At 57.9% G+C, this 25616-nt stretch carries 24 protein-coding genes; 7 read left to right on the top strand and 17 right to left on the bottom strand.

All coding sequences use genetic code 11. The features are described 5' to 3' along the window. Positions 1-52 precede the first annotated feature (52 nt). Both FRT59_RS00950 and kdgD read right to left on the bottom strand, forming a co-directional pair. Positions 53-1498, bottom strand: a complete 1446-nt coding sequence (locus FRT59_RS00950) for an aldehyde dehydrogenase family protein (RefSeq protein WP_198809556.1) — start codon at positions 1496-1498, stop codon at positions 53-55. Between the two features lie 54 nt (positions 1499-1552). Then, positions 1553-2464, bottom strand: a complete 912-nt coding sequence (gene kdgD, locus FRT59_RS00945; RefSeq protein WP_034118093.1) for a 5-dehydro-4-deoxyglucarate dehydratase — start codon at positions 2462-2464, stop codon at positions 1553-1555. Positions 2465-2701: 237 nt separating this feature from the next. Here kdgD and FRT59_RS00940 point away from each other — a divergent pair, with 237 nt between their 5' ends. After that, entirely contained in the window at positions 2702-3859 is a 1158-nt protein-coding gene (locus tag FRT59_RS00940) for a phospholipase (protein ID WP_153870178.1), read from the top strand. 124 nt (positions 3860-3983) lie between these two features. Here FRT59_RS00940 and FRT59_RS00935 read toward each other — a convergent pair whose 3' ends face one another. From FRT59_RS00935 to rplM, 8 genes are all read right to left on the bottom strand, one after another. Further along, positions 3984-4733: a FadR/GntR family transcriptional regulator gene (locus tag FRT59_RS00935; RefSeq protein WP_043048554.1), complete on the bottom strand. Its 750-nt coding sequence runs from the start codon at positions 4731-4733 to the stop codon at positions 3984-3986. Between the two features lie 158 nt (positions 4734-4891). Beyond that, complete coding sequence (locus FRT59_RS00930; RefSeq protein ID WP_003188531.1) at positions 4892-5311, bottom strand: ClpXP protease specificity-enhancing factor; 420 nt, start codon at positions 5309-5311, stop codon at positions 4892-4894. 17 nt (positions 5312-5328) lie between these two features. After that, entirely contained in the window at positions 5329-5946 is a 618-nt protein-coding gene (locus tag FRT59_RS00925; protein ID WP_005784778.1) for a glutathione S-transferase N-terminal domain-containing protein, read from the bottom strand. Between the two features lie 148 nt (positions 5947-6094). After that, a complete protein-coding gene (locus FRT59_RS00920) occupies positions 6095-6874 on the bottom strand; it encodes a cytochrome c1 (protein WP_034118090.1) in 780 nt (259 codons plus the stop codon). Next, entirely contained in the window at positions 6874-8085 is a 1212-nt protein-coding gene (locus FRT59_RS00915) for a cytochrome b (protein WP_003188526.1), read from the bottom strand. Before FRT59_RS00915 ends, FRT59_RS00920 begins: the two co-directional genes overlap by 1 nt. Beyond that, positions 8085-8678, bottom strand: a complete 594-nt coding sequence (gene petA, locus FRT59_RS00910) for a ubiquinol-cytochrome c reductase iron-sulfur subunit (protein ID WP_034118089.1) — start codon at positions 8676-8678, stop codon at positions 8085-8087. The genes FRT59_RS00915 and petA overlap by 1 nt, the downstream gene beginning before the upstream one ends. Before the next feature lie 266 nt (positions 8679-8944). After that, positions 8945-9337 (bottom strand): 30S ribosomal protein S9, encoded by a 393-nt coding sequence (rpsI, locus tag FRT59_RS00905; protein WP_003171743.1) that lies wholly within the window; start codon positions 9335-9337, stop codon positions 8945-8947. 14 nt (positions 9338-9351) lie between these two features. After that, positions 9352-9780 (bottom strand): 50S ribosomal protein L13, encoded by a 429-nt coding sequence (gene rplM / locus FRT59_RS00900; protein WP_003171742.1) that lies wholly within the window; start codon positions 9778-9780, stop codon positions 9352-9354. 248 nt (positions 9781-10028) lie between these two features. Between rplM and FRT59_RS00895 the strand changes: the two genes are divergently transcribed. Continuing rightward, positions 10029-11069 (top strand): NADP(H)-dependent aldo-keto reductase, encoded by a 1041-nt coding sequence (locus FRT59_RS00895; RefSeq protein ID WP_153870177.1) that lies wholly within the window; start codon positions 10029-10031, stop codon positions 11067-11069. 124 nt (positions 11070-11193) lie between these two features. On the opposite strand, the gene FRT59_RS00890 is transcribed toward FRT59_RS00895, so the two are convergent. After that, complete coding sequence (locus FRT59_RS00890; RefSeq protein ID WP_153870176.1) at positions 11194-12330, bottom strand: acyl-CoA dehydrogenase family protein; 1137 nt, start codon at positions 12328-12330, stop codon at positions 11194-11196. A gap of 220 nt (positions 12331-12550) precedes the next feature. On the opposite strand from FRT59_RS00890, the gene FRT59_RS00885 reads away from it, so the two are divergent. Beyond that, positions 12551-13471, top strand: a complete 921-nt coding sequence (locus FRT59_RS00885; RefSeq protein ID WP_198809598.1) for a GlxA family transcriptional regulator — start codon at positions 12551-12553, stop codon at positions 13469-13471. Between the two features lie 76 nt (positions 13472-13547). Here the strand turns inward: FRT59_RS00885 and zapE are convergent, their stop codons facing one another. From zapE to FRT59_RS00870, 3 genes are all read right to left on the bottom strand, one after another. Next, a complete protein-coding gene (gene zapE / locus FRT59_RS00880; RefSeq protein WP_034118085.1) occupies positions 13548-14642 on the bottom strand; it encodes a cell division protein ZapE in 1095 nt (364 codons plus the stop codon). 79 nt (positions 14643-14721) lie between these two features. Continuing rightward, complete coding sequence (locus tag FRT59_RS00875) at positions 14722-16077, bottom strand: tryptophan--tRNA ligase (protein ID WP_153870175.1); 1356 nt, start codon at positions 16075-16077, stop codon at positions 14722-14724. A 16-nt stretch (positions 16078-16093) separates the two neighbouring features. After that, positions 16094-16723, bottom strand: coding sequence for an alpha/beta hydrolase (locus FRT59_RS00870; RefSeq protein ID WP_153870174.1), 630 nt, complete (start codon positions 16721-16723; stop codon positions 16094-16096). A gap of 147 nt (positions 16724-16870) precedes the next feature. Here FRT59_RS00870 and FRT59_RS00865 point away from each other — a divergent pair, with 147 nt between their 5' ends. Continuing rightward, positions 16871-17308 carry a Z-ring associated ZapG family protein gene (locus FRT59_RS00865; protein WP_017138275.1) on the top strand — a complete coding sequence of 146 codons (438 nt, stop codon included), beginning with the start codon at positions 16871-16873 and terminating at the stop codon, positions 17306-17308. Between the two features lie 191 nt (positions 17309-17499). On the opposite strand, the gene FRT59_RS00860 is transcribed toward FRT59_RS00865, so the two are convergent. From FRT59_RS00860 to FRT59_RS00850, 3 genes are all read right to left on the bottom strand, one after another. Then, a complete protein-coding gene (locus FRT59_RS00860) occupies positions 17500-19224 on the bottom strand; it encodes an ABC transporter ATP-binding protein/permease (protein WP_153870173.1) in 1725 nt (574 codons plus the stop codon). Between the two features lie 100 nt (positions 19225-19324). Beyond that, positions 19325-19885 (bottom strand): response regulator transcription factor, encoded by a 561-nt coding sequence (locus tag FRT59_RS00855; RefSeq protein WP_010213178.1) that lies wholly within the window; start codon positions 19883-19885, stop codon positions 19325-19327. Continuing rightward, complete coding sequence (locus FRT59_RS00850; RefSeq protein WP_153870172.1) at positions 19878-21140, bottom strand: ATP-binding protein; 1263 nt, start codon at positions 21138-21140, stop codon at positions 19878-19880. The genes FRT59_RS00855 and FRT59_RS00850 overlap by 8 nt, the downstream gene beginning before the upstream one ends. 219 nt (positions 21141-21359) lie before the next feature. Here FRT59_RS00850 and FRT59_RS00845 point away from each other — a divergent pair, with 219 nt between their 5' ends. The 3 genes from FRT59_RS00845 to FRT59_RS00835 all read left to right on the top strand — a co-directional run bounded on the left by FRT59_RS00845 (position 21360) and on the right by FRT59_RS00835 (position 25461). After that, positions 21360-22076, top strand: coding sequence for an SIMPL domain-containing protein (locus FRT59_RS00845; RefSeq protein ID WP_153870171.1), 717 nt, complete (start codon positions 21360-21362; stop codon positions 22074-22076). A gap of 422 nt (positions 22077-22498) precedes the next feature. After that, entirely contained in the window at positions 22499-24901 is a 2403-nt protein-coding gene (locus FRT59_RS00840; protein ID WP_153870170.1) for a hypothetical protein, read from the top strand. Positions 24902-25113: 212 nt separating this feature from the next. Continuing rightward, positions 25114-25461: a hypothetical protein gene (locus tag FRT59_RS00835; RefSeq protein ID WP_153870169.1), complete on the top strand. Its 348-nt coding sequence runs from the start codon at positions 25114-25116 to the stop codon at positions 25459-25461. Positions 25462-25616: the final 155 nt, after the last annotated feature.

Here is a 25616-nt window from a genome sequence, read left to right as displayed (position 1 = left end):
GGAGCCGGGGTTGCCCGCTCCCACACAATGCAGGCGCCACAGGTGCTGCGTGTTACGAACCGATGTAGCTGGTCTTCACCACGGTGTAGAACTCTTGCGCATAGCGACCTTGCTCACGCGAACCGTAGGATGAACCCTTACGGCCACCGAACGGAACGTGGTAGTCCACACCCGCGGTCGGCAGGTTGACCATCACCATCCCGGCCTGGGAGTGGCGCTTGAAGTGGTTGGCGTATTTTAACGAGGTGGTGGCTATCCCCGCCGACAGCCCGAACTCGGTGTCGTTGGCCATGGCCAGCGCCGCCTCGTAGTCCGCCACGCGTACCACATTGGCGACTGGGCCGAAGATCTCTTCACGGCTGATACGCATAGCGGCTTCGCTGTCGGCAAACAGTGTAGGCGCCAGGTAGTAGCCTTCGGTGTCGCACGTCACCAGGCCGCCACCGCTCACCAGCCGAGCACCTTCGCTTTGGCCGATGTCGATGTATTTCATGTCCTGATCCAACTGGGCCTGGGACACGACCGGGCCAATGTCGGTGCCACTTTTCAACGCGTGGCCGACCTTGATCGACTTCATCCGCTCAGCCATCGCCGCCACAAATTGGTCGTGAATGCCCGCGGTGACGATCAAGCGGCTCGACGCAGTGCAACGCTGGCCGGTGGAGTAGAACGCGCTCTGCACCGACAGCTCGACGGCCTGCTTGAGGTCGGCGTCATCGAGAATGATCTGCGGGTTTTTGCCGCCCATTTCCAACTGCACCTTGGCCTGGCGCGATACACAACTGACGGCGATCTGACGGCCGACACCGACGGAACCGGTGAAGCTGATGCCATCGACTTTCGGGCTGTTGACCAACACGTCGCCGACCACGCGGCCGCTGCCCATCACCAGGTTGAACACACCGGCAGGGAAGCCGGCGCGGGAGATGATCTCCGCCAGGGCCCAGGCACAACCCGGCACGAGTTCTGCGGGCTTGATCACCACGCAATTGCCGTAGGCCAGGGCCGGCGCAATTTTCCAGGCGGGGATGGCAATCGGGAAGTTCCACGGGGTAATCAGGCCCACTACACCGAGGGCTTCGCGGGTCACTTCAACGTTGACGCCCGGGCGTACCGACGGCACGTAATCACCCGACAGGCGCAGGCATTCACCGGCGAAGAACTTGAAGATATTACCGGCACGGGTTACTTCACCGATGGCTTCGGGCAGGGTCTTGCCCTCTTCCCGGGCCAGCAGGGTGCCGAGTTCTTCGCGACGGGTGAGGATCTCGCTGCCGACTTTATCCAACGCATCGTGACGCGCCTGAATACCTGAAGTCGACCAGGCCGGGAAAGCGGCGCGGGCAGCATCGATGGCTGCGTTGACCTGGGCTACGTCTGCCTTGGCGTATTCGCCAATGGCATCGGACAGATCCGACGGGTTGATGTTGGTGCAGTAGTCGGCGCCGGTTACCCATTCGCCATTGATGTAGTTCTCGAAACGCTGTGCTTGGGACACGAATCTTCTCCTGACGCAAAAGGCCGCTGATTGCGCAGCGGCCTTGTAGATAATTTATTGCGCGCCTTGCTTGTCGATCAGCGCGGCCAGGGCTTCGTACTCTTCCGGCAGCAGATCGGTCAGCGGCGTGCGCACCGGGCCGGCGTCGTAACCGACGATTTTCGCACCGGCCTTGACGATGCTCACCGCGTAACCGGCTTTACGGTTGCGGATGTCCAGGTACGGCAGGAAGAAGTCGTCGATGATCTTGTCGACGGTGGCGTGATCTTCGCGGGCAATGGCGTGGTAGAAATCCATGGCGGTTTTCGGGATGAAGTTGAACACCGCCGAGGAGTACACCGGCACGCCCAGGGCCTTGTAGGCAGCGGCGTAAACCTCTGCAGTCGGCAAGCCGCCGAGGTAGCTGAAACGGTCGCCGAGACGACGGCGGATCGACACCATCAACTCGATATCACCCAGACCGTCCTTGTAGCCGATCAGGTTCGGGCAGCGCTCGGCCAAGCGTTCCAGCAGCGGCGCGGTCAGGCGGCAAACATTGCGGTTGTAGACCACCACACCAATCTTGACCGACTTGCACACCGCCTCAACGTGGGCGGCAACCCCGTCCTGGCTGGCTTCGGTGAGGTAGTGCGGCAGTAGCAGCAGGCCTTTGGCGCCGAGGCGTTCGGCCTCTTGAGCGTACTCGATGGCCTGGCGGGTCGAGCCGCCTACACCGGCCAGAATCGGCACGCTGGAAGCACAGGTATCGACGGCGGTTTTCACCACTTGGGAGTATTCGCTGGCAGCAAGGGAGAAGAACTCACCGGTGCCGCCCGCTGCGAACAAGGCGGTAGCGCCGTAAGGGGCGAGCCATTCCAGGCGCTTGATGTAGCCCGCCTGGTGGAAGTCACCCTGGGCGTTGAAATCGGTCACCGGGAAAGACAGCAAACCGTGGGAGAGGATGGACTTCAATTCTTGTGGATTCATTATTCGAACACCCTGGGCGAAGACTTTCTAAAGAAAGGTTGTGGTTGGTTTTGGCTATGTCGTACGTCATCGTACAACTATAAATGGATTCGTCAACTGCAATTCATCGGCGCTCATCGCAAAGCTGACACGTTGAACAATCCCTCTTGACGTAGGAAATTTCTCCTCTATGCTCACAACAACTGTATATACATACAGTTATCAAGGAAGATTCCTACGACATAGCAAGGAGCTAACATGTCAGGTCTAGAACTCGCTGCACCGCAAAAACAACCGCCTACCCTGCGCTTCGAAGGGGGTGAGCACACCGCCATCGGTGATGAAACCTTGTTGCGCTTCGTCAAGGACGCACCGGCGATTCCCGCACACCAAGTCGAGCTGCACCTACCCAACGGGCTGGCGCTGACCTACGGCCAAGTGATCGCCCTGGGTGGCGATTTTTATGGCGTTCCTGGGCAACCCATCAGCGATGGCACCTCCCCTGCCGACCGCGTGCAACGCTTCACCGCCGCTTTCAATTCCCTGGCAGTGCTACCCGCCTCGCGGGAAGAAGCACACAAGATCCTCGCGGTGATGCAAAAGGAGATCAACGCAGTCAAGCAGGCGATCAAAGACGGCAAGCAACCCCATGAAGCCTATGACGCCCTGGGTGATACGTTGTCCGAGGAATGGAACCGCATCACCGGGGGAGGCAGTGCTGTTTCGGCCCTAATTCCTCTGGGGCGCTACCTGAAGCTGGCAGCGGACAATGCCGACCACTTCGGAGAGTGGGCCCTGTCTGCCTACTTGGCCGGCCACACGGCGGCGCTGCAACAGGCCGTTGTCGCCCATCAAACCGGCACCGACCAGGCCCTGCAGTTGGCCTATGCGATGAACAGCTTTGCCGATCACTTCTTGACCGACCTATTTTCTGCTGGCCACCTGCGGGTACCGCGCAAACAACTGGCAGCGGTAGTGACACCGGGCGAGCTGGGCTCGCTGATCAGCCGCTTCATGCACGACGAAGACAGCAAGTTCGGGCTCAAGGTACGCAATGCCATGGGCGATCAATGGCACGCCTATGGCGACAAACGCTATTTCGACACTATCGACGCTGACAATCGCCTACAGGTCAAACGCGCGGTACAGGCTTCGGCAGACGAGATCTTCGAGGCGTTCATCAGCGGTGTCGCGCCCTCCCCGGCCAGCTTCAAGGCGCCGCTGTATGTGCCCGACCTGAACGCAGCGCAGAACCCGGCAAACAACTTCTCGCCGCTGTTCAAGATGGAGGGGGACAAGGTACTGCGGCGCAAGGACGTGAATGACCTGAACGACAAGCACTGGACCAATGATTGGTGGGGTTGGAGTACGTATTTGTTGCTTAAGGACTACAAGCCCAATCAACCCGTCAGCTGACGGCTGATAGTTTTTTGTAGGAGCGAGCTTGCTCGCGAAGAACCTGAGGCCAACGCACACATACTGAATAAACGCAGCGCCCTTGAATCTTTCGCGAGCAAGCTCGTTCCTACAGGGCAATGCTTTAACCGCGCTGCGCTTCTGCCTCTTCATGGGCATGGCGCAGCCGCTCGCGGCTGTTGGTCAAATGCAGACGCATGGCCGCACGCGCCGCATCCGAATCCTGGCGGGCAATCGCCTCATAAATCTCTTCATGTTCGCGGCTCAGTCGGCTCATGTAGTGCTGTTGGTCATCATGGGCCAAGCGTGCAGAGTTCAGGCGGGTACGTGGAATGATGCTGGTGCCCAGGTGGGTCATGATGTCGGTGAAGTAACGGTTGCCGGTAGACAGCGCAATTTCCAGGTGGAAGGCAAAGTCTGACGCCACCGCATCGCCGGCGTGGGCCGCGCTTTCATTCAAGGCATCGAGGGCCGCACGCATGGCGGCCAGCTGTGCATCGCTGCGACGCAAGGCGGCGAGCCCCGCTGATTCCACTTCCAGGCTGATACGCAGCTCCAGAATCGCCAGCACATCACGCAAGGTCACCACGGTGGCCGGATCAATGCGAAAACCGCTGGGGCTTGGCGTGTCCAGCACAAAGGTGCCGATACCATGGCGAGTCTCGACCTGCCCCGCCGCTTGCAGGCGTGAAATAGCCTCACGCACCACGGTACGGCTGACCCCATGGGCGTCCATGATCGCCGACTCGGTAGGCAGCTTGTCGCCGCGTTTGAGTTGGCCGTCGCGGATCTGCTCGGACAACACCGTGACCAATTCCTGGGCAAGGCTGCGGCGCTTGCGGGGAAGACGTGGAGCGGCGCTGGAGTTTTCCATGATGAACCATCTTTCTCGGCGAACTAAAGACCGCATCATAGCCCATGGTGGTTGTACGATCACCGTTCTGGCGCGACTTTCATCCATATCCTTCACGCAAAAAAAATGCCCCGACAGAGTCGAGGCATTTTTCAGCTGGGCCTGAAGGCGAAATCCGCCTACTTCACCACTTTCAAGCTTGGCCGACCGCTAGGGCGCGGCGGTTCGGCATCCGGTGGCGGCACATCATCACCGTCTTCGCCTTCGATCGTTTCGTCATCCTCCAAAGGCGACTCCAGATCGAACACCATGCCTTGGCCATTTTCCCGGGCATAGATCCCGAGAATCGCACCGATTGGCACGAACAGCGTATGAGGCACACCACCGAAACGCCCTTCGAAGCTCACCGCTTCGTTATCCATGTGCAGGTGACGCACGGCACTGGGCGATACGTTCAGCACGATTTGTCCGTCACTGGCAAAACCCTGGGGTACCTGAACCGCAGGAAATTCGGAATTGACCAGCATGTGCGGGGTGCAATCGTTGTCCACAATCCACTCATAGAGCGCGCGGACCAGGTAAGGTCGACTGGAGTTCATCAGCGGCTCCTTAAGCCTTAGCGCATATCGCGTTCGACACCAGACAGACTCGCCTGGAAAGCCTCACGCGCAAACTGGCGCTCCATGTAATCAAGCAACGGCTTGGCTGGCCGTGGCAGTTCAATGCCCAGAATCGGCAAGCGCCAGAGTATGGGTAATAGGCAGCAATCCACCAAGCTTTGTTCCTCACTAAGGAAAAAAGGTTTATCGGCGAACAACGGCGAAACGCCGGTCAGGCTCTCGCGCAATTCCTTGCGCGCCTGTACTCGAGCGGCTTCTTTGGAGCGCGAATCCAGAATCACATCCACCAACCCGCACCAGTCACGCTGGATCCGATGGATCAGCAGGCGGCTGTTGGCACGCGCCACCGGATACACCGGCAGCAAAGGCGGATGAGGGTAACGCTCATCCAAGTATTCCATCACCACGGTTGACTCCCACAACGCCAGGTCACGATCGACCAGGGTGGGCAAGCTGCCGTAAGGGTTCACTTCGATCAGCTTCGGCGGATGACGGCCCGCCTCCACACTGATGATCTCGGCGCTGACACCCTTCTCTGCGAGTACGATGCGTACTCGGTGGGAATAGTGGTCGGCGGGGTCGGAGTAACAGGCCAACCGATTGGTCACGCCCATGGCGGTCCTCCTCGCTTGTTGAAATTATCGAAAGCTCAAAAACGAGCGCGCCCAGGGATCATCTCTGTAACGTCCGGTTCAACCGGGCGCTACGTGTTCAGAGATGCCGCTGGGCGCGCAAGATTAACAGCAATTGCTTACGGTTGGATCAATGCACATCCTTCCAGTATTCGCGCTTGAGCAGATAAGCGAATACGAAGAAGAAAGCCAGGTACAGCAAGACGTACGTACCGATGCGCTGGTGCTGCAGTTTGACGGGGTTGGCCGAGTAGGCCAGGAAGGTCACCAGGTTCTTGACCTTCTCGTCGAACTGCTCTTCATTCAGCGTACCGGTCTTGGGCACGATGGTCAGTTGATCGCACGCTTCATGGGTCAGAGGCGTACCGGTCAACGGATCATATTGCTTCTTGCCGTCTTCAACGACCTGAACCTGCTTGCATCCTACCACTTGACGGCCCTGCAGGCCGACCAGAACGTTCGGCATACCGACATTCGGGAAGACTTTGTTGTTCACGCCATACGGGCGCGCAGGGTCTTCATAGAAGGATTTGAGGTAACCGTAGAGCCAGTCGGTGCCGCGCACGCGGGCCACCAGGGTCAGGTCGGGCGGCGCGGCGCCGAACCAGGTCTTGGCGTCGGCCGGTTGCATGCCGGAGTTCATGTGGTCGCCGATCTTCGCACCAGTGAACACCGCGTGACTGAGCATCACTTCATGAGGAATGCCCAAGTCATCGGCGACACGCTCGTAACGTTGGAACTTGGCGCTGTGGCAGCCCATGCAGTAGTTGGTGAATGTACGCAGCCCATCCTGCATGGCGGCTTTGTCAGACACATCGATATCGACTTTTTCCAGCTCCGCGCCATGCTCGGCGGCGAAGGACAGTAGCGGCAGGGCCGCAAGCACGAATGCAACGAATAACTTTTTCATCAGCCAGTCACCCTTTCCGGAACCGGTTTGGTCTTCTCGAGCCGGGTATAGAACGGCATCAGAATGAAGTAGGCGAAGTACAGGAAGGTGCAGACCTGCGACAGCAACGTACGCTCAGGGGTTGGCGCCAATACGCCGAGCACACCGAGGATCACGAAGGAGATGCAGAACACCCACAGCCAGATCTTGCTCAGCCAGCCTTTGTAGCGCATCGACTTGACCGGGCTACGGTCGAGCCATGGCAGCACGAACAGCACCGCGATGGCGGCGCCCATGGCGATCACGCCCATCAGCTTGTCGGGGATCGCCCGCAAGATCGCGTAGAACGGTGTGAAGTACCAGACCGGGGCGATGTGCTCAGGTGTCTTGAAGGCGTTGGCCTGCTCGAAGTTAGGCTTCTCCAGGAAATAACCACCCATCTCCGGGAAAAAGAACACGATCGAGCAGAACACGAACAGGAACACCACCACACCGACAATGTCTTTCACGGTGTAGTACGGGTGGAACGGAATGCCATCCAGCGGGATGCCGTTCTCGTCCTTGTGCTTCTTGATGTCCACACCATCCGGGTTGTTGGAACCCACCTCGTGCAGCGCCAGGATGTGCAGCACCACCAGGCCGAGAATCACGATCGGCAGGGCCACCACGTGCAAGGCGAAGAAGCGGTTCAGGGTGATGCCGGAAATCAGGTAGTCACCTCGAATCCACTGGGTCAGGTCGTTGCCGATCACCGGGATCGCGCCGAACAGCGAGATGATCACCTGGGCGCCCCAGTACGACATCTGGCCCCAAGGCAGCAGGTAACCCATGAAGGCTTCGGCCATCAGCGCCAGGTAGATCAACATGCCGAAGACCCATACCAGCTCACGGGGCTTCTGGTACGACCCGTAGAGCAGGCCGCGGAACATGTGCAGATAGACGACGATAAAGAACGCCGACGCGCCCGTGGAGTGCAGCAGGCGCAGGATCGAGCCGTACTCGACGTCACGCATGATGTATTCGACGGAAGCAAAGGCTTCTTCCGCAGAAGGCGTATAGCTCATTGTCAACCACACGCCGGTGACGATCTGGTTGACCAGCACCAACAAGGCCAGGGAGCCAAAGAAGTAGAAGAAGTTGAAGTTTTTTGGCGCGTAATATTTGCTGAGATGGTCTTCCCACATTTTGGTAGCGGGGAAGCGCGCATCCACCCAATCCATGAACTTGCTCATCACGCGTTCTCCTTGTCGAGGCCAATGACTATGAGGTCGTCAGTTTCGTAGGTATGCGGAGGCACGGGCAGGTTCAATGGAGCGGGCTGGGATTTGTAGACACGGCCAGCGAGGTCGTAGTGCGATCCGTGGCAGGGACAGAAATAACCACCGACCCAATCCTTGCCGAGATCGACAGGGGCCACTTCCGGGCGGAAGGTAGGCGAGCAACCCAGATGGGTACACAGACCAACCAGCAACAGGATCTCTGGCTTGATCGAACGCACTTCGTTCTTGGCGTAGGCGGGTTGGTCGGAATTCTCGGATTTCGGGTCAGACAACTGGCCTTCGATCTTCTTCAGATTCCCCAGGATTTCCTCGGTACGACGAACGATGAAAACCGGCTGGCCGCGCCACTCAGCAATCATCTGCTGGCCTGGCTCGATCTTGCTGACATTCACCTTCACCGGTGCACCTGCGGCTTTCGCCTTGGCACTGGGAAACCATGACCCCACGAACGGGACCGCAGCCCCCACCGCTCCTGCAGCACCCACCACGGATGTGGCTGCTACCAAGAAGCGACGCCGGCCTGCATTCACGCCGTCATTGCTCATTCAGTCCTCTCCCATCAGCTTTTTGGCCTGTTAAATCAGGCGTCTACTAAGTGTTGAATCTTTACTTATAAAAATTTTGACGGATGGTAATGAAAAGCCCCACGTATGACAAGGGAATTGCCCGGGCCTCCGCCCCCAGGCCTTGTAGTATAGGGGGTCTACGGATGTGGCAAGTTGTCACGCACAAATTTATGCATAAATCGCAGGCAATAAAAAACGCCCAGCTCCGTGAGGAGGCTGGGCGTTTTTGTGGAACGTAAAGCGAATTAACGCTTCGAGTACTGCGGACGCTTACGCGCTTTACGCAGACCGACTTTCTTACGTTCAACTTCACGAGCATCGCGAGTTACGAAACCAGCTTTGCGCAGAGCGCCACGCAGGGTTTCGTCGTACTGCATCAGAGCGCGAGTGATACCGTGGCGGATTGCGCCAGCTTGACCACTTACACCGCCACCGATAACAGTGACGTAGATGTCGAACTTTTCAACGGTCTCGGTCAATTCCAGCGGCTGACGAACTACCATGCGGGCAGTTTCGCGGCCGAAGAAGTTGTCCAGGGTGCGGTTGTTGATCGAGATGTTACCAGTGCCCGGACGCAGGAAAACGCGTGCGGTTGCGGTTTTGCGACGGCCAGTGCCGTAATTTTGAGTCGCCGACATAATGAACTATTCCGTTAAAACTTCAGTTCTTGGGGCTGCTGAGCAGCATGAGGGTGTACAGCGCCCGCATAGACTTTCAGCTTGCGAAACATATCGCGACCCAGTGGGCCCTTCGGCAGCATGCCTTTGACCGCGATTTCGATCGGGGCTTCAGGCTTCTTGGAGATCAGGCCTTCAAAGTTGGAAGACTTGATACCGCCTGGGAAACCGGAGTGACGGTAGTACATTTTGTCTTGCGCTTTGTTGCCGGTAACACGTACCTGCTCAGCGTTGATGATCACGATGTAGTCACCGGTGTCAACGTGAGGGGTGTACTCAGGCTTGTGCTTGCCACGCAGACGGCTGGCGACTTCAGTGGCCAGACGACCCAGGGTCTGACCAGCGGCGTCGACGACAAACCAGTCGCGCTGAACTGTTTCCGGTTTTGCAGTAAAAGTTGTCATTCTTTAATAGCCTCAGGGGCCGCCCTGTAAATTAGACGGCGGATCTTACTGAATAGTGCGTACTTTGACAAGTCAAAGGCAGCCGGATACAGACGCTATCGGGGGCTCGGGTCGGCGCGTCCGTTCAACGGCAAGATTCTTCGGCAGGCGGCGCATCACTTCCACTGCAGAAAGAGGTGGGCAATTATGCAGATTGCGAAAAAAAATTCAACCTGCTTTTATGATTGTTTTCCCCGAAGGAGTACCCGATGGATTACCGACAGCTGGGCCGCACCGATCTGAACGTCAGCGCGATCGCTTTGGGCACCATGACCTGGGGCGAGCAGAACAGCGAGGCAGAGGCCTTCGCGCAGATCGAACGGGCCAAGGCCGCAGGCATCAATTTCCTCGACACGGCGGAAATGTACCCGGTACCGCCCAAGGCCGACACCTATGCCACTACCGAGCGCTACATCGGCAACTATTTCAAAAGTCGTGGCGACCGTGCCGACTGGGTCCTGGGCAGCAAGATCGCCGGCCCCGGCAACACCATCGACTACATCCGCGATGGCTACCTGCGCCACAACCGCAAGCACATTGCCCTGGCGCTGGACGCCAGCCTCAAGCGCCTGCAGACCGACTGGATCGACCTCTACCAACTGCACTGGCCGGAGCGCAGCACCAACTTTTTCGGTCAGTTGAGCTACAAGCACAAGGACGAAGACGACCTCACCCCGCTGGAGGAAACCCTCGAAGCCCTGGATGAACAGGTGAAGGCCGGCAAGATCCGCCATATCGGCCTGTCCAACGAAACGCCATGGGGCACCATGAAGTTCCTCGCCCTGGCCGAAGCCCGCGGCTGGCCCCGCGCAGTGTCGATCCAGAACCCCTATAACCTGCTCAACCGCAGCTTTGAGGTGGGTCTGGCGGAAATCGCCATTCGTGAGCAGTGCGGCCTGCTAGCCTATTCGCCTCTGGCGTTCGGCATGCTCAGCGGCAAATACGAAAATGGCGCGCGTCCGGCCAAGGCACGCCTGACCGAGTACAGCCGCTTCAGCCGTTACTTCAACCCGCAATCGGAAGCGGCGTGCAGCCGGTATGTGGCACTGGCGCGCGAACACGGCCTGGACGCGGCGCAAATGGCGCTGGCGTTCGTCACACAACAACCCTTCGTGACCAGCAATATTATTGGTGCGACGACGCTTGCGCAGTTGGACAGCAACATTGCCAGTGCTGATCTGAAACTGTCCAAGGAGGTGCTGGAAGGGATCGAGGCGATTCAAAAGGATCATCCGAACCCTGCGCCTTGATTGATCTTTAGACCGCCTTCGCGAGCAAGCCCGCTCCCCCGTTTAACCGAGTACACCGATTTGGTATGCGGTTGAATGTGGGAGCGGGCTTGCTCGCGAAGGGGCCATCAGCAACACCGCAAGATCAAAGCGCCCGCGCAATAATCTCCTTCATGATCTCATTGGTCCCCGCATAAATCCGCTGCACCCGCGCATCAGCCCAGGCCCGGGCAATCGGGTATTCCCACATGAAGCCGTAGCCCCCGTGCAGCTGCACGCACTCATCGAGCACCTTGCATTGCAGGTCTGTGGCCCAATACTTGGCCATCGCAGCTGTAGGCACATCCAGCTTGCCTTCCAGGTGCAGCGCCATGCACTTATCGACGAACACACGACCGATCTGAATCTCGGTGGCCATCTCCGCCAGCTTGAAGCGGGTGTTCTGGAAGTCGGCAATCGCCTTGCCAAACGCCTTGCGCTCGCGGGTGTAGTCCAGGGTCCACTGCAACGCCGCTTCGGCGGATGACAAGGCGCCAATCGCCACGGTCAAGCGCTCCTGGGGCAGCTCCTGCATCAGGTAGGCGAACCCCATGCCGGCCTGGCCCAGCAGGTTTTCCTTGGGCACCCGCACATCCTGGAAGAACAGCTCCGAGGTGTCCTGGGCCTTCATGCCGACTTTCTCCAGGCGTTTGCCTTTGTCAAAGCCGGGCGTGCCAGCGTCCACCAGGAACAGGCTGGTGCCCTTGGCGCCGGCCTTGGGATCGGTCTTGGCCACCACAACCACCAGATCGGCCAGGTAGCCGTTGGTGATAAAGGTCTTGGACCCGTTGATCACATACTCATCGCCGTCCAGCACCGCTGTGGTCTTGACCCCTTGCAAGTCGGAACCGGCGCCTGGTTCGGTCATGGCAATGGCCGTGACCATCTCCCCGGAGATCAACTTGGGCAGGTACTTGTGCTTCAGCGCTTCACTGCCGTAATGCAGGATGTAGGGCGCGACGATATCCGAATGCAGGGAAAAACCGATGCCGGTCAAACCGAGGCGGCTGATTTCTTCGATCACCACCGCGCTGTAGAGAAAGTCCGCCCCCAGGCCACCGTATTCCTCCGGCAGATGGGAGCACAGCATGCCCGCCTCCCCCGCCTTGCTCCACAGGCTACGATCGATATAACCCTGCTTTTCCCATTGCCCATGAAAGGGCGCGGCGTGTTTTTCGAGAAAGGTACGCACGCTCTCGCGGAAGAGTTCGTGCTCCGAGCTGAACAAGGTTCTGGGGATCATGGGTCACCTGCGTGGATTGTCGGACAAGGACGAGCCCACAGAGCCTATGCCCCGATCGCGTGACAGGACACTGGACACATGCGACAAAAAATAAGACGATCCAGCCGTCTGGTGACCACTTTCCCCTATAAGAATAAATGAAATTATGTCTAACCAAATCTCCACGCCCTTGCGGCGCGTCAGCATTTTGGCCATTGATCGGGTATTTGCTTCAACCCTCATGCAAGCCAAGGATTTCTTCCATCTCGCTAGCCTGCGTTATGGCAAACAGCAAGGCCTGGGCCTGACCCCGGCGTTCGAAACGCGCCTGGTCAGCCCCGACGGGCAGTCAGTGCGCAGCTTCAGCGATGTGATCATGCCAGTGGATGGCGGCCTGGGAGACGCCGATATCATCGTGCTACCGGCCTTCTGGGACGACTTCGACGCCTTGTGCACCCGCTACCCGCAAGTGCTGCCGTGGCTGTGCCAACAACACGCTCGCGGCGCCGTGCTGTGCGGCGAAGCCACCGGCGTATTCTGGCTGGCCGAAGCCGGGCTGCTGGATGGCAAGGAAGCCACTACCTACTGGCGGTTTTTCACTGCGTTCAGCGAGCGCTTCCCCAAGGTCCAGCTCAACCAGGACAAACACCTCACCGACGCCGACAACCTGTATTGCGCAGGCGGCACCACCTCGGCGTGCGACCTCTACATCTACCTGATCGAGCGTTTTTGCGGTGCCACTATCGCCCAGGCCGTGGCCCGCGACATTCTCTATGAGGTGCAGCGCAGCTATTCACCAGGACGTATCGGTTTTGGCGGCCAGAAGCTGCACCAGGACGTGATCATCCTGCAGATCCAGCACTGGCTGGAAGAGCATTTCGCCGACAAGTTCCGCTTCGAAGACGTCGCCCGGGAACACGGCATGAGCATCCGCAACTTCATGCGGCGCTTCCAGACCGCCACCGGTGACAAGCCACTGCACTATCTGCAACGACTGCGCATCGAGACGGCAAAAGGCCTGCTCTCGGGCAGCCGCAAGAGCATCAAGACCATCAGTTATGAGGTGGGTTACGACGATGCGAGCTTCTTTGCGCGCTTGTTCAGGCAGCACACGGAGTTGTCGCCGAACCAGTATCGCCAGCAATTTCAGCAAGCCGCCTAACTGAAGGAACACAGAAAACAAAGTGGGAGGGGGCTTGCTCCCTCCCACATTGGATCTCCATTGTTCTGGAGGTCTTTTAGGGTTTGTGGCCGCGCGACAGGAACTCGTGGGACTGCATTTCCAGCAATCGGCTCAGCGTGCGCTGGAACTCGAAGTTCAAGCGACCACCGGTATACAGATCCTTGAGCTCGACTTCCGCCGAGATGATCAACTTGACGTTACGGTCGTAGAACTCGTCGACCATGTTGATAAAACGCCGGGCGATGTCGTCGGTGGTGACGCCCATCTGCTCAACGCCGCTCAAGATCACCGCATGGAAGATCTTGCCCAGCTCGATGTAGTCGTTCTGGCTGCGCGGGCCGTCGCACAGTTGGCGAAAGTCGAACCAAGCCACGTCATCGCAGGTACGCAGTGCGATTATTTCGCGGTTCTCGATCATCAACTTGTCGTTTTCCACCGCCTGGGTGCATTCCGGCGTCAGGGCGCGGAAGCTCTTTTTCAGACTCTGGTGGGCCGCTTCGTTCAGCGGGAAGTGGAACAATTCAGCCTGCTCCAGATGACGCAGGCGGTAGTCGACGCCGCTGTCGACGTTGACGATATCGGTGTTCTGCTTGATCAGTGCAATGGCCGGCAGGAAACGCGCACGTTGCAGGCCGTCCTTGTACAGGCCATCGGGCACGATGTTCGAGGTGGCGACCAGGGTCACGCCGTTCTTGAACAACTCTTCCATCAGGGTGCCGAGGATCATGGCGTCGGTGATGTCGGAGACGAAGAATTCATCGAAGCAGATCACCCGTGCTTCCTGGGAGAAACGCTTGGCGATGATGGTCAGCGGGTTTTTCTCGCCCGGCAGGGTCTTCATCTCTTCGTGCACGCGCTTCATGAAGCGGTGGAAGTGGGTACGGACCTTTTCCTTGAACGGCAGCGCTTCGAAGAAGGTATCTACCAGGTAGGTCTTGCCCCGACCCACGCCGCCCCAGAAATACAGGCCTTTGACCGGCGTGTGGTCTTTCTTGCCAAACAGCTTGCTGAATATCCCTGGCTTGCTTTGCGAGGCCGCGACCAAGTCGTCGTACAGGCGCTGCAAATGACGCACGGCATTTTCCTGGGCCGCGTCATGGAAGAATTCAGGGCGTTTCAGATCAGCTTGATATCGTTCTAGGGGCGTCATAATTTCGTTAGCAAGGCAACAAAAACGGGCCGTCACTGTAACGACGGCCCTGGATAATGGCAATCAACCCTTGGTCGGGTTAATCCTCGATTGGGGTTAACGCGACGCGCAGGGCTTCGATGGCGGCATCGCGGGATGCGTCGTCGGAGAACTCGGCGCTGTCAGCCACCGCAGCGCCGTCCAGCCATACGCTGAAGCTCAGGGCTTGAGTGCGTACGTCCAGCGCGTCACCGCTTTGCAATTGCTTGGTCGCCGCGCCAGCCGCCTTGCCATCGGCAAAGTTGCGCGACAGCAGCAGTTGCTCTCCGTCAGCCGCCAACAAGCGGAAACGGAAGCTGCCATCGTCTTCGCGAAAGCTCACGAAGCGCGCGGCTTTGGCGGCTTTTTTCTTGGTGGCGACCGGCGCCGCAGCCTGGTTGACGAACGAGCGCAGGCCCACCGCTTCACGCAGCTCGGCCAGGAACGGCGCGGCTACCGCACGGGCTTTTTTCGCGCCGACCAACAGCAAGTCTTCCATGTCCGACGGGCGCGACATCAGGTGATGGTAACGCTCGCGGGCTTCGCCCAGTTGGCCGTCCAGCAGTTGGAACAGACGGTTCTTCGCCTCGCCCCAGCCCAGGCCTTGCAGCAGTTCGTCACGGAACTCCTGTTCCTGGGCCTTGGTCGCGAACGCCTGATACAGGGTGAACAGGTGCGAATTGTCCGGGTCCTTGGCTTCGCCCGGCGCGCGGGAGTCGGTGACGATCCGCGAGATCGCGTCTTTCATGTCTTTGCCGCTGGTGAACAACGGGATGGTGTTGTCGTAGCTCTTGGACATCTTGCGGCCATCCAGGCCCGGCAAGGTGGCGACGCTTTCTTCGATCAGCGCCTCGGGCATGGTGAAGAATTCTTTACCGTTGCCAAACAGGTGGTTGAAACGCTGGCCGATGTCGCGGGCCATTTCCACGTGCTGGATCTGGTCACGACCCACCGGCACCTTGTGCGCGTTGAACATCAGGATGTCCGCCGCCATCAGCACCGGGTAGCTGTACAGGCCCATGCTGATACCCGCATCCGGGTCTTCGCCGTTTTCCACGTTCTTGTCCACCGACGCCTTGTAGGCGTGAGCGCGGTTGAGCAGACCCTTGGCGGCAACGCAGGTCAGCAGCCAGGTCAGCTCGGGGATTTCCGGGATGTCGGACTGGCGGTAGAAGGTCACCCGATTCACATCCAGGCCGCCGGCCAGCCAGGTCGCGGCGATTTCCATGCGCGAGCGCTGGATGCGCTGCGGGTCATCGCACTTGATCAGGGCGTGGTAGTCGGCCAGAAAGTAGAAGGAATCGGCATTGGCGTCTTCGCTGGCAAGGATCGCCGGGCGAATCGCACCGGCGTAGTTGCCCAGGTGCGGCGTGCCGGTGGTGGTGATGCCGGTGAGGATACGGGTACGGGTCGTCATGGGTGATCGCTTGTCATCAATTCGAAAGACGTGGCAGCACAAGATCCTTGAGATCGGTCAGCTTGCCATGAAAAAAGTGTCCGCATTCTGCCACTTTCAGCAGCTCATGGGGGCGTTTCAGGGCGGCGGACCAGTCGTAGACGGTCTGTGGGTCGACCACTTCGTCGGTTTCCGGCTGGATCAGGGTCAATGGGCAACCTTGGGGCAGCACATCGGTATCGCCCAGGCGCATCACCGCAGCGGCAACCATGAACAGGTGCGCGAGCTTCTCGCCCTTGGCTTCCAGGCGGCCACCAAGACTGGCCGCGACGTAGCCGCCGAAGGAAAAGCCCAGCAAGGTGATCGGCAGGTCCGGGTGTTTTTCCCGCAGCCAGGTGGCGGCTGCTTCGGCATCGTCCACTTCACCGGTGGCCATATCGTGAATACCGGCGCTGGCGCCGACGCCCCGATAATTGAAACGCAAAGTAATCAAACCCGCATCGCGGGCGGTGCGTTGCAGGGTCGAGACAACTTTATTGAGCATGGTCCCGCCCTGTACCGGGTTAGGGTGGCAGATCAGCGCCAGGCCACGTGGCTCGGGGTGATCCAGGTACAAGGCTTCCAATTGGCCTACCGGGCCATCGATCAAAACGGGGGTTTCACGCATGAGCAAGGAATGAACTCCGTGACCTCTCAAGGGGTCGACTCGTCTAGCTAAAAGTCTGTGCATGGCATCATTGCGAGCTTAATCGCGGTATACAGCGCAGGTCCGAGCCGTTAACGTAAAGCAAAGCCGTTTATAGAGGAAGGACTCGTGGAACACTCGCTCTTAGTTTGGTTGTTGCCGACTCTTGCCCTGGTTGCCGGTGTCGCCATTGGATTCCTGGTTGCCCGCCTGCTGCCGAATGCCGCGCCTAACCGCACGCAGCGTCAGTTGGATGACATTCAGGAACGTTTTGACAGTTATCAGAACGAGGTTGTTACCCACTTCAACAGCACCGCGACCCTGGTCAAGAAGCTCACCCAGAGCTACCAGGAAGTACAGGATCACCTCGCCGATGGCGCTAATCGCCTGGCCCTCGACGACATCACCCGCCAGCGCCTGCTGGCTGCGCTGCATTCCGATGCACCGCAAGCCCCACGGGAACGCCTGACCCCGCCACGGGAAAACCAGGAGCCACCACGGGACTACGCGCCAAAGACGCCGAACGCCCCAGGCATGCTGGATGAGCATTACGGCTTGAAGAAGTAAGTCATTTTCAAGCACTAAAAAAGCCCGGCTGATCGATGATCAGCCGGGCTTTTTTTGCCTCATTCTCCAAGACAAAGCAGAACCTCATGTGGGAGGGGGCTTGCTCCCGATAGCAGTCTGTCAGAGCCAAAGTAGGTGGCTGACACACCGCTATCGGGAGCAAGCCCCTCCCACATTGACCGAGTTTGACTTCAGGCCGGTTGTTGTTCCTGCAACCGCCCACCCTCGATCCGAACATGCCGCCCATGAAAACGCTTGAGGCTGCTGCGGTGGCCCACACTGACGATGCTCAACCCTGGCAACTCATCGATCAACGCTTGATACAAGGTCGCCTCATCTTCTTCATCCATGGCTGAGGTCGCTTCATCCATGTACAGCCATTGCGGCGCGAACAACAACGCACGGGCAAAGGCCAGGCGCTGTTGCTCGCCCGGTGAGAGCATGCGTTGCCAGTGGTTGGCTTCATCCAGGCGGTTGACCAGATGCGGCAGGCGGCAGGTTTCCAGCACCTGTGCATAACGTTCTGCCGGATAGATGCTGTCGTCCTGTGGGTAACTCAACACAGCCTTGAGCGTACCAATCGGCAGGTACGGCTTCTGCGGCAGGAACAGGTAACGCGCCGTCGGCAGGCGAATGCTGCCATGTCCAGCCGGCCATAGATGGCCCATCGCCCGCAGCAAAGTACTCTTGCCGCTACCGGAACGCCCACTCAGCATCACGCGCTGGCCAGGCTCCACGGTCATGTCGGCGTCGGTGAGCAAGTGACGGCCGTCGGCCAGGTCCATGCCCAGGTCTTTTAGCACCAAGCGCTCGCCTTCAGGGCGCACGTCGATGGCCGGGGGGCATTGCTCGTTGTCGCTCATGGCCTGCTGGAAGCTCAACAGACGGTCGCTGGTTGCACGCCATGTCGCCAGCTCCGAATAGGCATTGATAAACCAACTGAAATTCTCTTGCACGTTGCTGAACGCCGAGTTGATTTGCATCAGCTCACCCAGCTCGATCTTGCCGGTGAAGTAACGCGGTGCGGCGACGATAAACGGGAAAATGATCGCGATCTGGCCGTAGCCAGAGGTGAAAAAGGTCAGGCGCTTGGACACTTTCATGATGTCCCAGAAGTTGTGCCAGACCTTGCCGAAACGCGTGCTCAGGCGTTGTCTCTCATTCGGTTCGCCGTTGTACAGGGCGATACTCTCGGCATTCTCACGTACCCGCACCATGGAAAAACGCAGGTCCGCTTCGAAGCGTTGTTGCTGGTTGCTCAGGCCGATCAAGCGGCGGCCGATCAGGTGCGTCAGCCAACTGCCCACGGCGGCATACAGCAGCGCACACCAGAACATGTAGCCGGGGATGGTGATGCCAAATACTTCGATGCTGCCCGACACGCCCCACAGGATGATCGAGAACGACACCAGGCTGACCACATTGCGCAGCAACCCGAGGCCAAGGCTCAGGGTGCCGGAGGTGAAGTTATTGAGGTCTTCGGAAATCCGCTGGTCCGGGTTATCGGTGTAGCCGCCCTGCTCCAGCTGGTAGTAGTTCTTGTGGGCCAGCCAACGGCTGAAGTGTTTTTCGGTAAGCCAGGCACGCCAGCGGATCGTCAGCATCTGGGTCAGGTAGAGACGGTAGACCGCCCCGAGAATCGCCACCGCTGCGATCCCACCGAAGTAACCGATCAGTTGCCAGAAGGCGGCGGTGTCCTTCTTTTCCAGGGCGTTGTAGAAGTCCTTGTACCAGTGATTGATCCACACCGAGATCGCCACGCTGAACAGCGACAGGCCAATCACTGCCGCCAGCAGCAGCCACGCCCTGCCCTTTTCTTCGCTGCGCCAATAAGGTGTGATCATCGCCCAGGTTCGGCGAAAGAATTGCCCACGCACCGCGTCGTTGACCGCGGAGTACTCAGCGTTCTGGTTCATTGTTCAGGCTCGGCAGGAAAAACATCACAGGCGTTTGAACCGATCATAGGTGATCGGTTCGTGCATCCGTGCAGCCTGAAGCAGCTTGTTCAGGCTGTGTTCAGCGTCGTACCGGGCGCTTCTGCAGCTTGCGTTGCAGCGTGCGGCGGTGCATGCCCAGGGCGCGGGCAGTGGCGGAGATATTGCCTTCGTGTTCGGTCAGCACGCGCTGGATGTGCTCCCACTGCAGGCGGTCTACCGACATCGGGTTTTCCGGCACCAGAGTGTCGAGGTCGGCATGCTCGGACAGCAAGGCAGCGAGCACGTCGTCGGCATCCGCCGGCTTGCACAGGTAGTTGCAGGCGCCGCGCTTGATGGCCTCGACAGCGGTGGCGATGCTGGAGTAACCGGTAAGGATCACCACGCGCATTTCCGGGTCGAGCTCCAGCAGCTTGGGCAGCAGCACCAAGCCCGAGTCGCCGTCCATTTTCAGGTCGAGGGCGGCGTAGTCCGGCAGGTCGGCCTGGGCGATGGTAAAGCCCTCTTCGGCAGAACCTGCGGTACTGACGCGAAAACCACGCCGGCTCATGGCGCGCGCCATCACGCGGGTAAAGGTCGCATCGTCATCTACCAGCAACAGGTGCGGCAGTTCTTCGCCTTCGACTTGGATCTCGTCACTCATCGATATCTCCTCGTGCGACACGGGGCAGGCGCAGCTCGGTGAGCGTGCCACCTTCCTCATGACTATAGAGCTTCACTGAGCCGCCCGCGCGGGTCACGCTGGCCTTGCTCAAAAACAGGCCCAGGCCGAAGCCTTTGCCCTTGGTGGTAAAGAAAGGTTTGCCGATCTGCTCGGCAATGGCCAACGGCACGCCTGCACCGTGGTCACGAATGCTGATGGTGACGTGCTCCGCGTCCCAGTCCAACTGTACGCCGAGACCTTCGGGGCAGGCGTCAGCGGCGTTGTTGAGCAGGTTGAGCAGCGCCTGGGTCAGGTCCGGCGGTGGCGCCATGCGCGGCACGCTGCCCTGGCCTAATAGATTGAAACGGTAACTGGCCTCGGGGCGCATCAGGTGCCAACGGTTCAGGGCCTCATCGAGCCACTGGGTCACGTCCTGCATCTCAACTGCCAGGCGGCGGTTGGCCTCGGCGGCACGCACCAGTTGCTGCAACGTCAGTTTGCATTGCTTGACCTGTTCCTGCAGCACACTCAAGTCATCTTGCAGCGCCGGATCGTGATGGTCCTGGGTCATTTCCTTGAGCAATACGCTCATGGTTGCCAGCGGCGTGCCCAGCTCATGGGCGGCGCCGGCCGCTTGGGTGGCGACGGCGAGCAATTGCTGGTCACGCAACCCTTCTTCGCGGCGAATGGCGCGCAACTCTTCCTGGCGGCGCAGCTCTTCGGCCATGCGTGCAGCAAAGAAGGTAATGACGGCAGCAGACAGGGCAAAACTCAGCCACATCCCGTAGATCTGCAGGTTTTCACGGGCGATTGGGAAGGTTTGCAACGGATAGAACTGCGCCAGCAGCAAGGTATAGAGCGTCAGGGCGATGCCCGACAGCACCACCGAGTAGCGCCATGGCAGGGTGACGGCGGCAATGGTCAGTGGCACCAGATAATACGAAACGAAGGGGTTGGTAGAACCACCGGAGAAATACAGCAACACACTGTGGATAACCAGGTCACACGCCAACTGAAGCGCATATTCCAGCTCGGTTACCGGCCACGTGGTACGCAGTCGGATGGCGGTGAACGCACACAGCACGGTGGAAAACGCCAGGGTCACGCCCAGTTGCAGCCACGGCAGCGGTAATAGGTCGAACCAGTAGGCAAGCCCCACGGAACCGGCCTGTGCGGCCAATACCAGGGTACGAATGAACGTCAGGCGCCAGAGGTTCTGGCGGGTGGCGGAAGTCAGTTTTACGGCGGCGAGCATGAGCTCTCCCGGTGAGCGCTGCAGGCGGATCGGCACGAGTATAAACGAAGCAGACCGGCTGGCATGGTGTGTGTGGCTCTTTGACGCAGGGAGAACAAATGACCGTTCGTCGGCATCACCACAACGTGTAGGGAATGTGTAAACCCGAAGAACCCGATACCTGCGTCTACAGTCATACCGAACACGGCTATCCCAACACGATTATCCCAAGGAGCTTCCATGTCTCGTTTCACTCGCAGTGCAGCCATCATCACCTTCAGCGCCAGCGCAATCGCCAGCCTCCCGGCCATGGCCGCCGATGCACTGAACTACAACCAGATCTCCCTGCGTGCCGAAGTCAGCCAGGAAGTGGCCCGCGACAAGATGATCGTCACCCTCTACACCGAATCGCAAAACTCCGACCCGGCCAAGCTCGCCGCCGAAATCACTACCACCATGAACCAGGCCCTGGGCCAGGCCCGCGAAGTCAAAGGCGTAACCCTGCGCCAGGGCAGCCGCAACAGCTACCCGATCTACGACAGCAAGAACCAGAAGATCACCGGCTGGCGTGAGCGCGCTGAACTACGCCTGGAAAGCGCGGACTTCCCAGCGTTGTCCAAGCTCACCGGCGAACTGCTGAACACGCTGAAAATGGACAACATGGACTTCGCCATCGCCGACGCTACGCGCAAGGCCAGCGAAGATGCATTGCTCAAGGATGCGGTTGCCGCGTTCAAGGCACGCGCACAACTGGCCACCGATGCGCTGGGCGGCAAGGGTTACAAGATCGTCAACCTGAACTTCAACACCAATGGCTACCCGATGCCTTATGCCCGTGGCGGGATGATGATGAAAGCGGCCATGGCCGATTCAGCGCCAGCGCCCGCGCCGGAAGTCGAAGCAGGCACCAGCCAGGTCAACATGAGCGCCGATGGGGTGATTGAAGTTCTTCAGTAACGCTCTTCGAGACAAAAAACGGCGCAGCCTTGGAAAGCTGGCGCCGTTTTTTTTGATAAGCCGACCCGAATGCCTCTTAGCGCAAGTTCTTTTCGATCGCTGTAGGCTGCACTTTGTGAAACCACTGGTTGCACAGAACATACACTTAAAAGTGGAACCTTCTGTACGCCTGCTGCCACCCAATTGCATGTAACACCACACGAGTGCTACCGCGCAGGCACCGGCAAACCCAACTTAACAAAAGTGCCAGCAATATTAGTTTGGTTCGCCCTGCACATGCAGGCCGAGTTAAAAAATAACTGATGACACAGTGAAGTTCATCAACCTAATAATTAACTCATATCTCGGCGTGCATATTGCCTGCCCTATTACTTCGTGCCCAGACAATAACGTTAAGAACCTACGAATACAGCGAGCCGCTCATGAACATATCTGCGCCTTTGTTGCCAAACCCCATCATCACTGAACATTTAACTGCAAGTACACACAGCCGCAACACTCGGGCAGCTGACGCGCCGCCGCCATTGGAAAATAGGGAGCCAGGCACGCAGATCGGGTCAACGGGCAATGTTGGCCGGATGACTGCGCCCACCCCGGATAATGAGCTTGATTTCTCCAAAGGCGTTATTTACGGGGAGGCCGGTGTTTCTCCGCCCTCCACGAGTTATACGCTACGAGAGCGGATGCACCGCATTGAAGCCTATACCGAGCGAGTAGTGGCACAGATCAAGAACATAGAAACGGGTGAGGAAGGCGAAAGAAATGTCCGCTTCCAAAAGGTTCGCCAGTTTCTCGAGCCTGCGGGTTACTTCAGCGCCGGTTTATTGGCTGCCGGGCGCGACCCGCATGAACAATTCACCGTAAAGTTCGATTCTTACGTAGGGAAATGGCACCCCGAAATAAAGACCGACACCAGCGAGCGCACCTACTATGCATGGGAAATTGCAGCCGGTGCCCTTCAGCACGATAGAACACCGGAGGGCGGCTCACTCAACTTCCAAGAGACGAAAATAAACCCACAAGATCAGGACAAGATCAGCGATCTAGAAGCCTTGGGTGGACGACTTCAGGTGCATTGGGAAGTTCAGATAGCCGAGCCCATGCGGGACGTGCCCGGTGCATTGGCGAAGCGCTCGGGGAAAGCTGATGCCTATGTTGTGCGGGGAATCTTACACAGCCTGCGTAACGACAAGGGCAGTTATGAACAACTCACACCTGCCGGACAAGAAGCAATCAACCGTACACTTGAAAAAAACGGCAATGTGATTATCCCAAATATATACGGCTATCCACTGGGAGGGCATGCATTCATCCCTTACATCAACTATCACGGTGATTATGATCACAGGCCCAACAATGGCCTGATGATTGATTTGAAAACCGGCACGGTCAATGAACTGAATGGAGATAACGATTTCGCCCGTTGGGCTGAAACCAATCGTAATACGTTGCACAGTAGTTTCAATGCCCGCGACAGGCAAGGCGGCAAAGATGCTCATTGGACATCCGCCGAAAATGTGCTTGAAAACCTGATCGACTATCAACGAGCCACCTATCCAGGCTATGAAAACCTTTTCAAAGATAAACCTGTACCGGTGAGGGAGACGTTTAATTATACCCAATCGCGAAACAGCGACTATTTTTTGAGATACGGCAACCTGGACTCCGGTATCGCTACCGAGTACCAGGCAGTGAACGCCAAAAACGCAGAATGGGCCGACCAAACGCAGGTATTTGGTAACGAGCAGCAAGCGTGGAAGGGGGCGAAGGAATTATGGGGACGCACCTTCGGTTACGTGCCCATCCTTGGCAACGCGGGCAATATTTACTTCGGCATCCATGACGCCATTTATGGCATGACCGCCGACGATCGCGTTGGCGGCACTGCCGCGGCAGTGATATCGAGCCTGCAACTGGTGCACGAACTCGCACCCTATGGGGTAGAGGTGGGGTTGGGGGAACCTCAACTGCCTTCCAGCACCCGGAATTACAGCTGGAGGTTCAATTCCGAGACACGCGAGTTTGAATTCGTACGCGCACCAAAAGCGCCGAACGAGAGCGATACCCCCACACGCGTCAACATCGAGACAGACGACGCCAATCGTTCGGCGCCTGCTGATAGTGCAGGCATCCCTCTGCCCGTCGACGGCACAGACGTGAAACTTCCACCGCTGAGGTCCATAGAAAACTTACCCACGGGTGAGTCACTTTTTTCTACCGGTGAAAAAGCCGTTATCCTCAGTGGAGAGGTCAATAATCTGAATGTGATCAACGAAAAACTGTATACCTTTATCGACACTAATAAAAAAGGCACAGAGCAACGATTGAATATACTCGTCCACGGCAGTTTCAACCCTGAAACCGGCGTAGCAAAAGTGGTATACGATGGACAACTTAATACGCCAGGAGAATTGCTTCATACCCTGCATGCAAAAGGTATAAACCCGGAAGACTTTGACAACGTACGCCTGTTATCCTGCAATTCTGCAAGCGGTGGAGACAGTTCCTTTGCTGCTCAATTTCAAAGATTGATAAGGCGCCCTGTAAAAGGCTATACCGGCACCCTCACCGCGAACCTTTCGCCGGAAGTTATAACCAGCGCCATTGGTAAAGTAGAAACCGCGTATCACCAAAACCTGCAAAGCAACGGCATCACCCTTGATCCCACTATAACAAAATTGGCTAGAGGCCAAGCTGAGCAATATGTCAGCGATGAAATGAAGAGAATTTCACGATTCAGACCGTCAAAGACAAACCCCTATTGGAACCCGCTCAAGTGGTGGGCGTTCACCTATAAGCCCGTCACATTCCCCACTCAACCTTGAAGCGTCCATTTATCGGTAGAGTGAACGGCCACGGCATTGCCTTGAGCGCCAATGCCGTGGCCGCCGATGCACTGGGCGCCCTATACAACTCGACTATGTAGAAAATAATTACGTAACTTACACTTTTAATGAAGGGATGTGGAACGCCTCCTGCGTAAACAGCCACACATTTGACACGAACCTATTCTAATTATCTAATCAGGTAGTCGAACGTGACAGACTCAACTCGATTTAATATTGTCCGTTACTCAACACCAACGCCTGGATCTACTCAAGAAGAACACACCCAGGCGCAGGAACAGCAACCGCCCACACCGTTGAACAATAACGAAGTCTATAACACCGACAACACTGCCTCTACTGCCCAGCGCCAATCCGATATCTATAAGGCAACCCTTTATGGATCCGGCCCTGTTCAAGCGCTCGGAGGCAGGTATACGTTAAATGAGCGCGAGGGTCTTATTGATGCCTATGCCACTCGTGTAAGTACGCAGATCAAAAACATCGAAAGTGGCAGTGAAGGCGAGCGAAACGTTAAGCCTCTGCCAGATACAAACTAAACAATCCCGATACAGGCAAGCTGGATAACGTAGATATCAATGCAAAAAGGACCTTTACCATTCATCACACTAATGACGTGCACAACAGCTTCGTCATCGATAAAGACGCGCCGACTAAAATTGAAGTTTCACTCACAGCCCCCAGGACGGAAATA

Origin of the sequence: Pseudomonas haemolytica, from assembly GCF_009659625.1 — a bacterium.
Classification (GTDB): domain Bacteria; phylum Pseudomonadota; class Gammaproteobacteria; order Pseudomonadales; family Pseudomonadaceae; genus Aquipseudomonas; species Aquipseudomonas haemolytica.
This window is presented reverse-complemented; position numbering and strand designations above follow the sequence as displayed.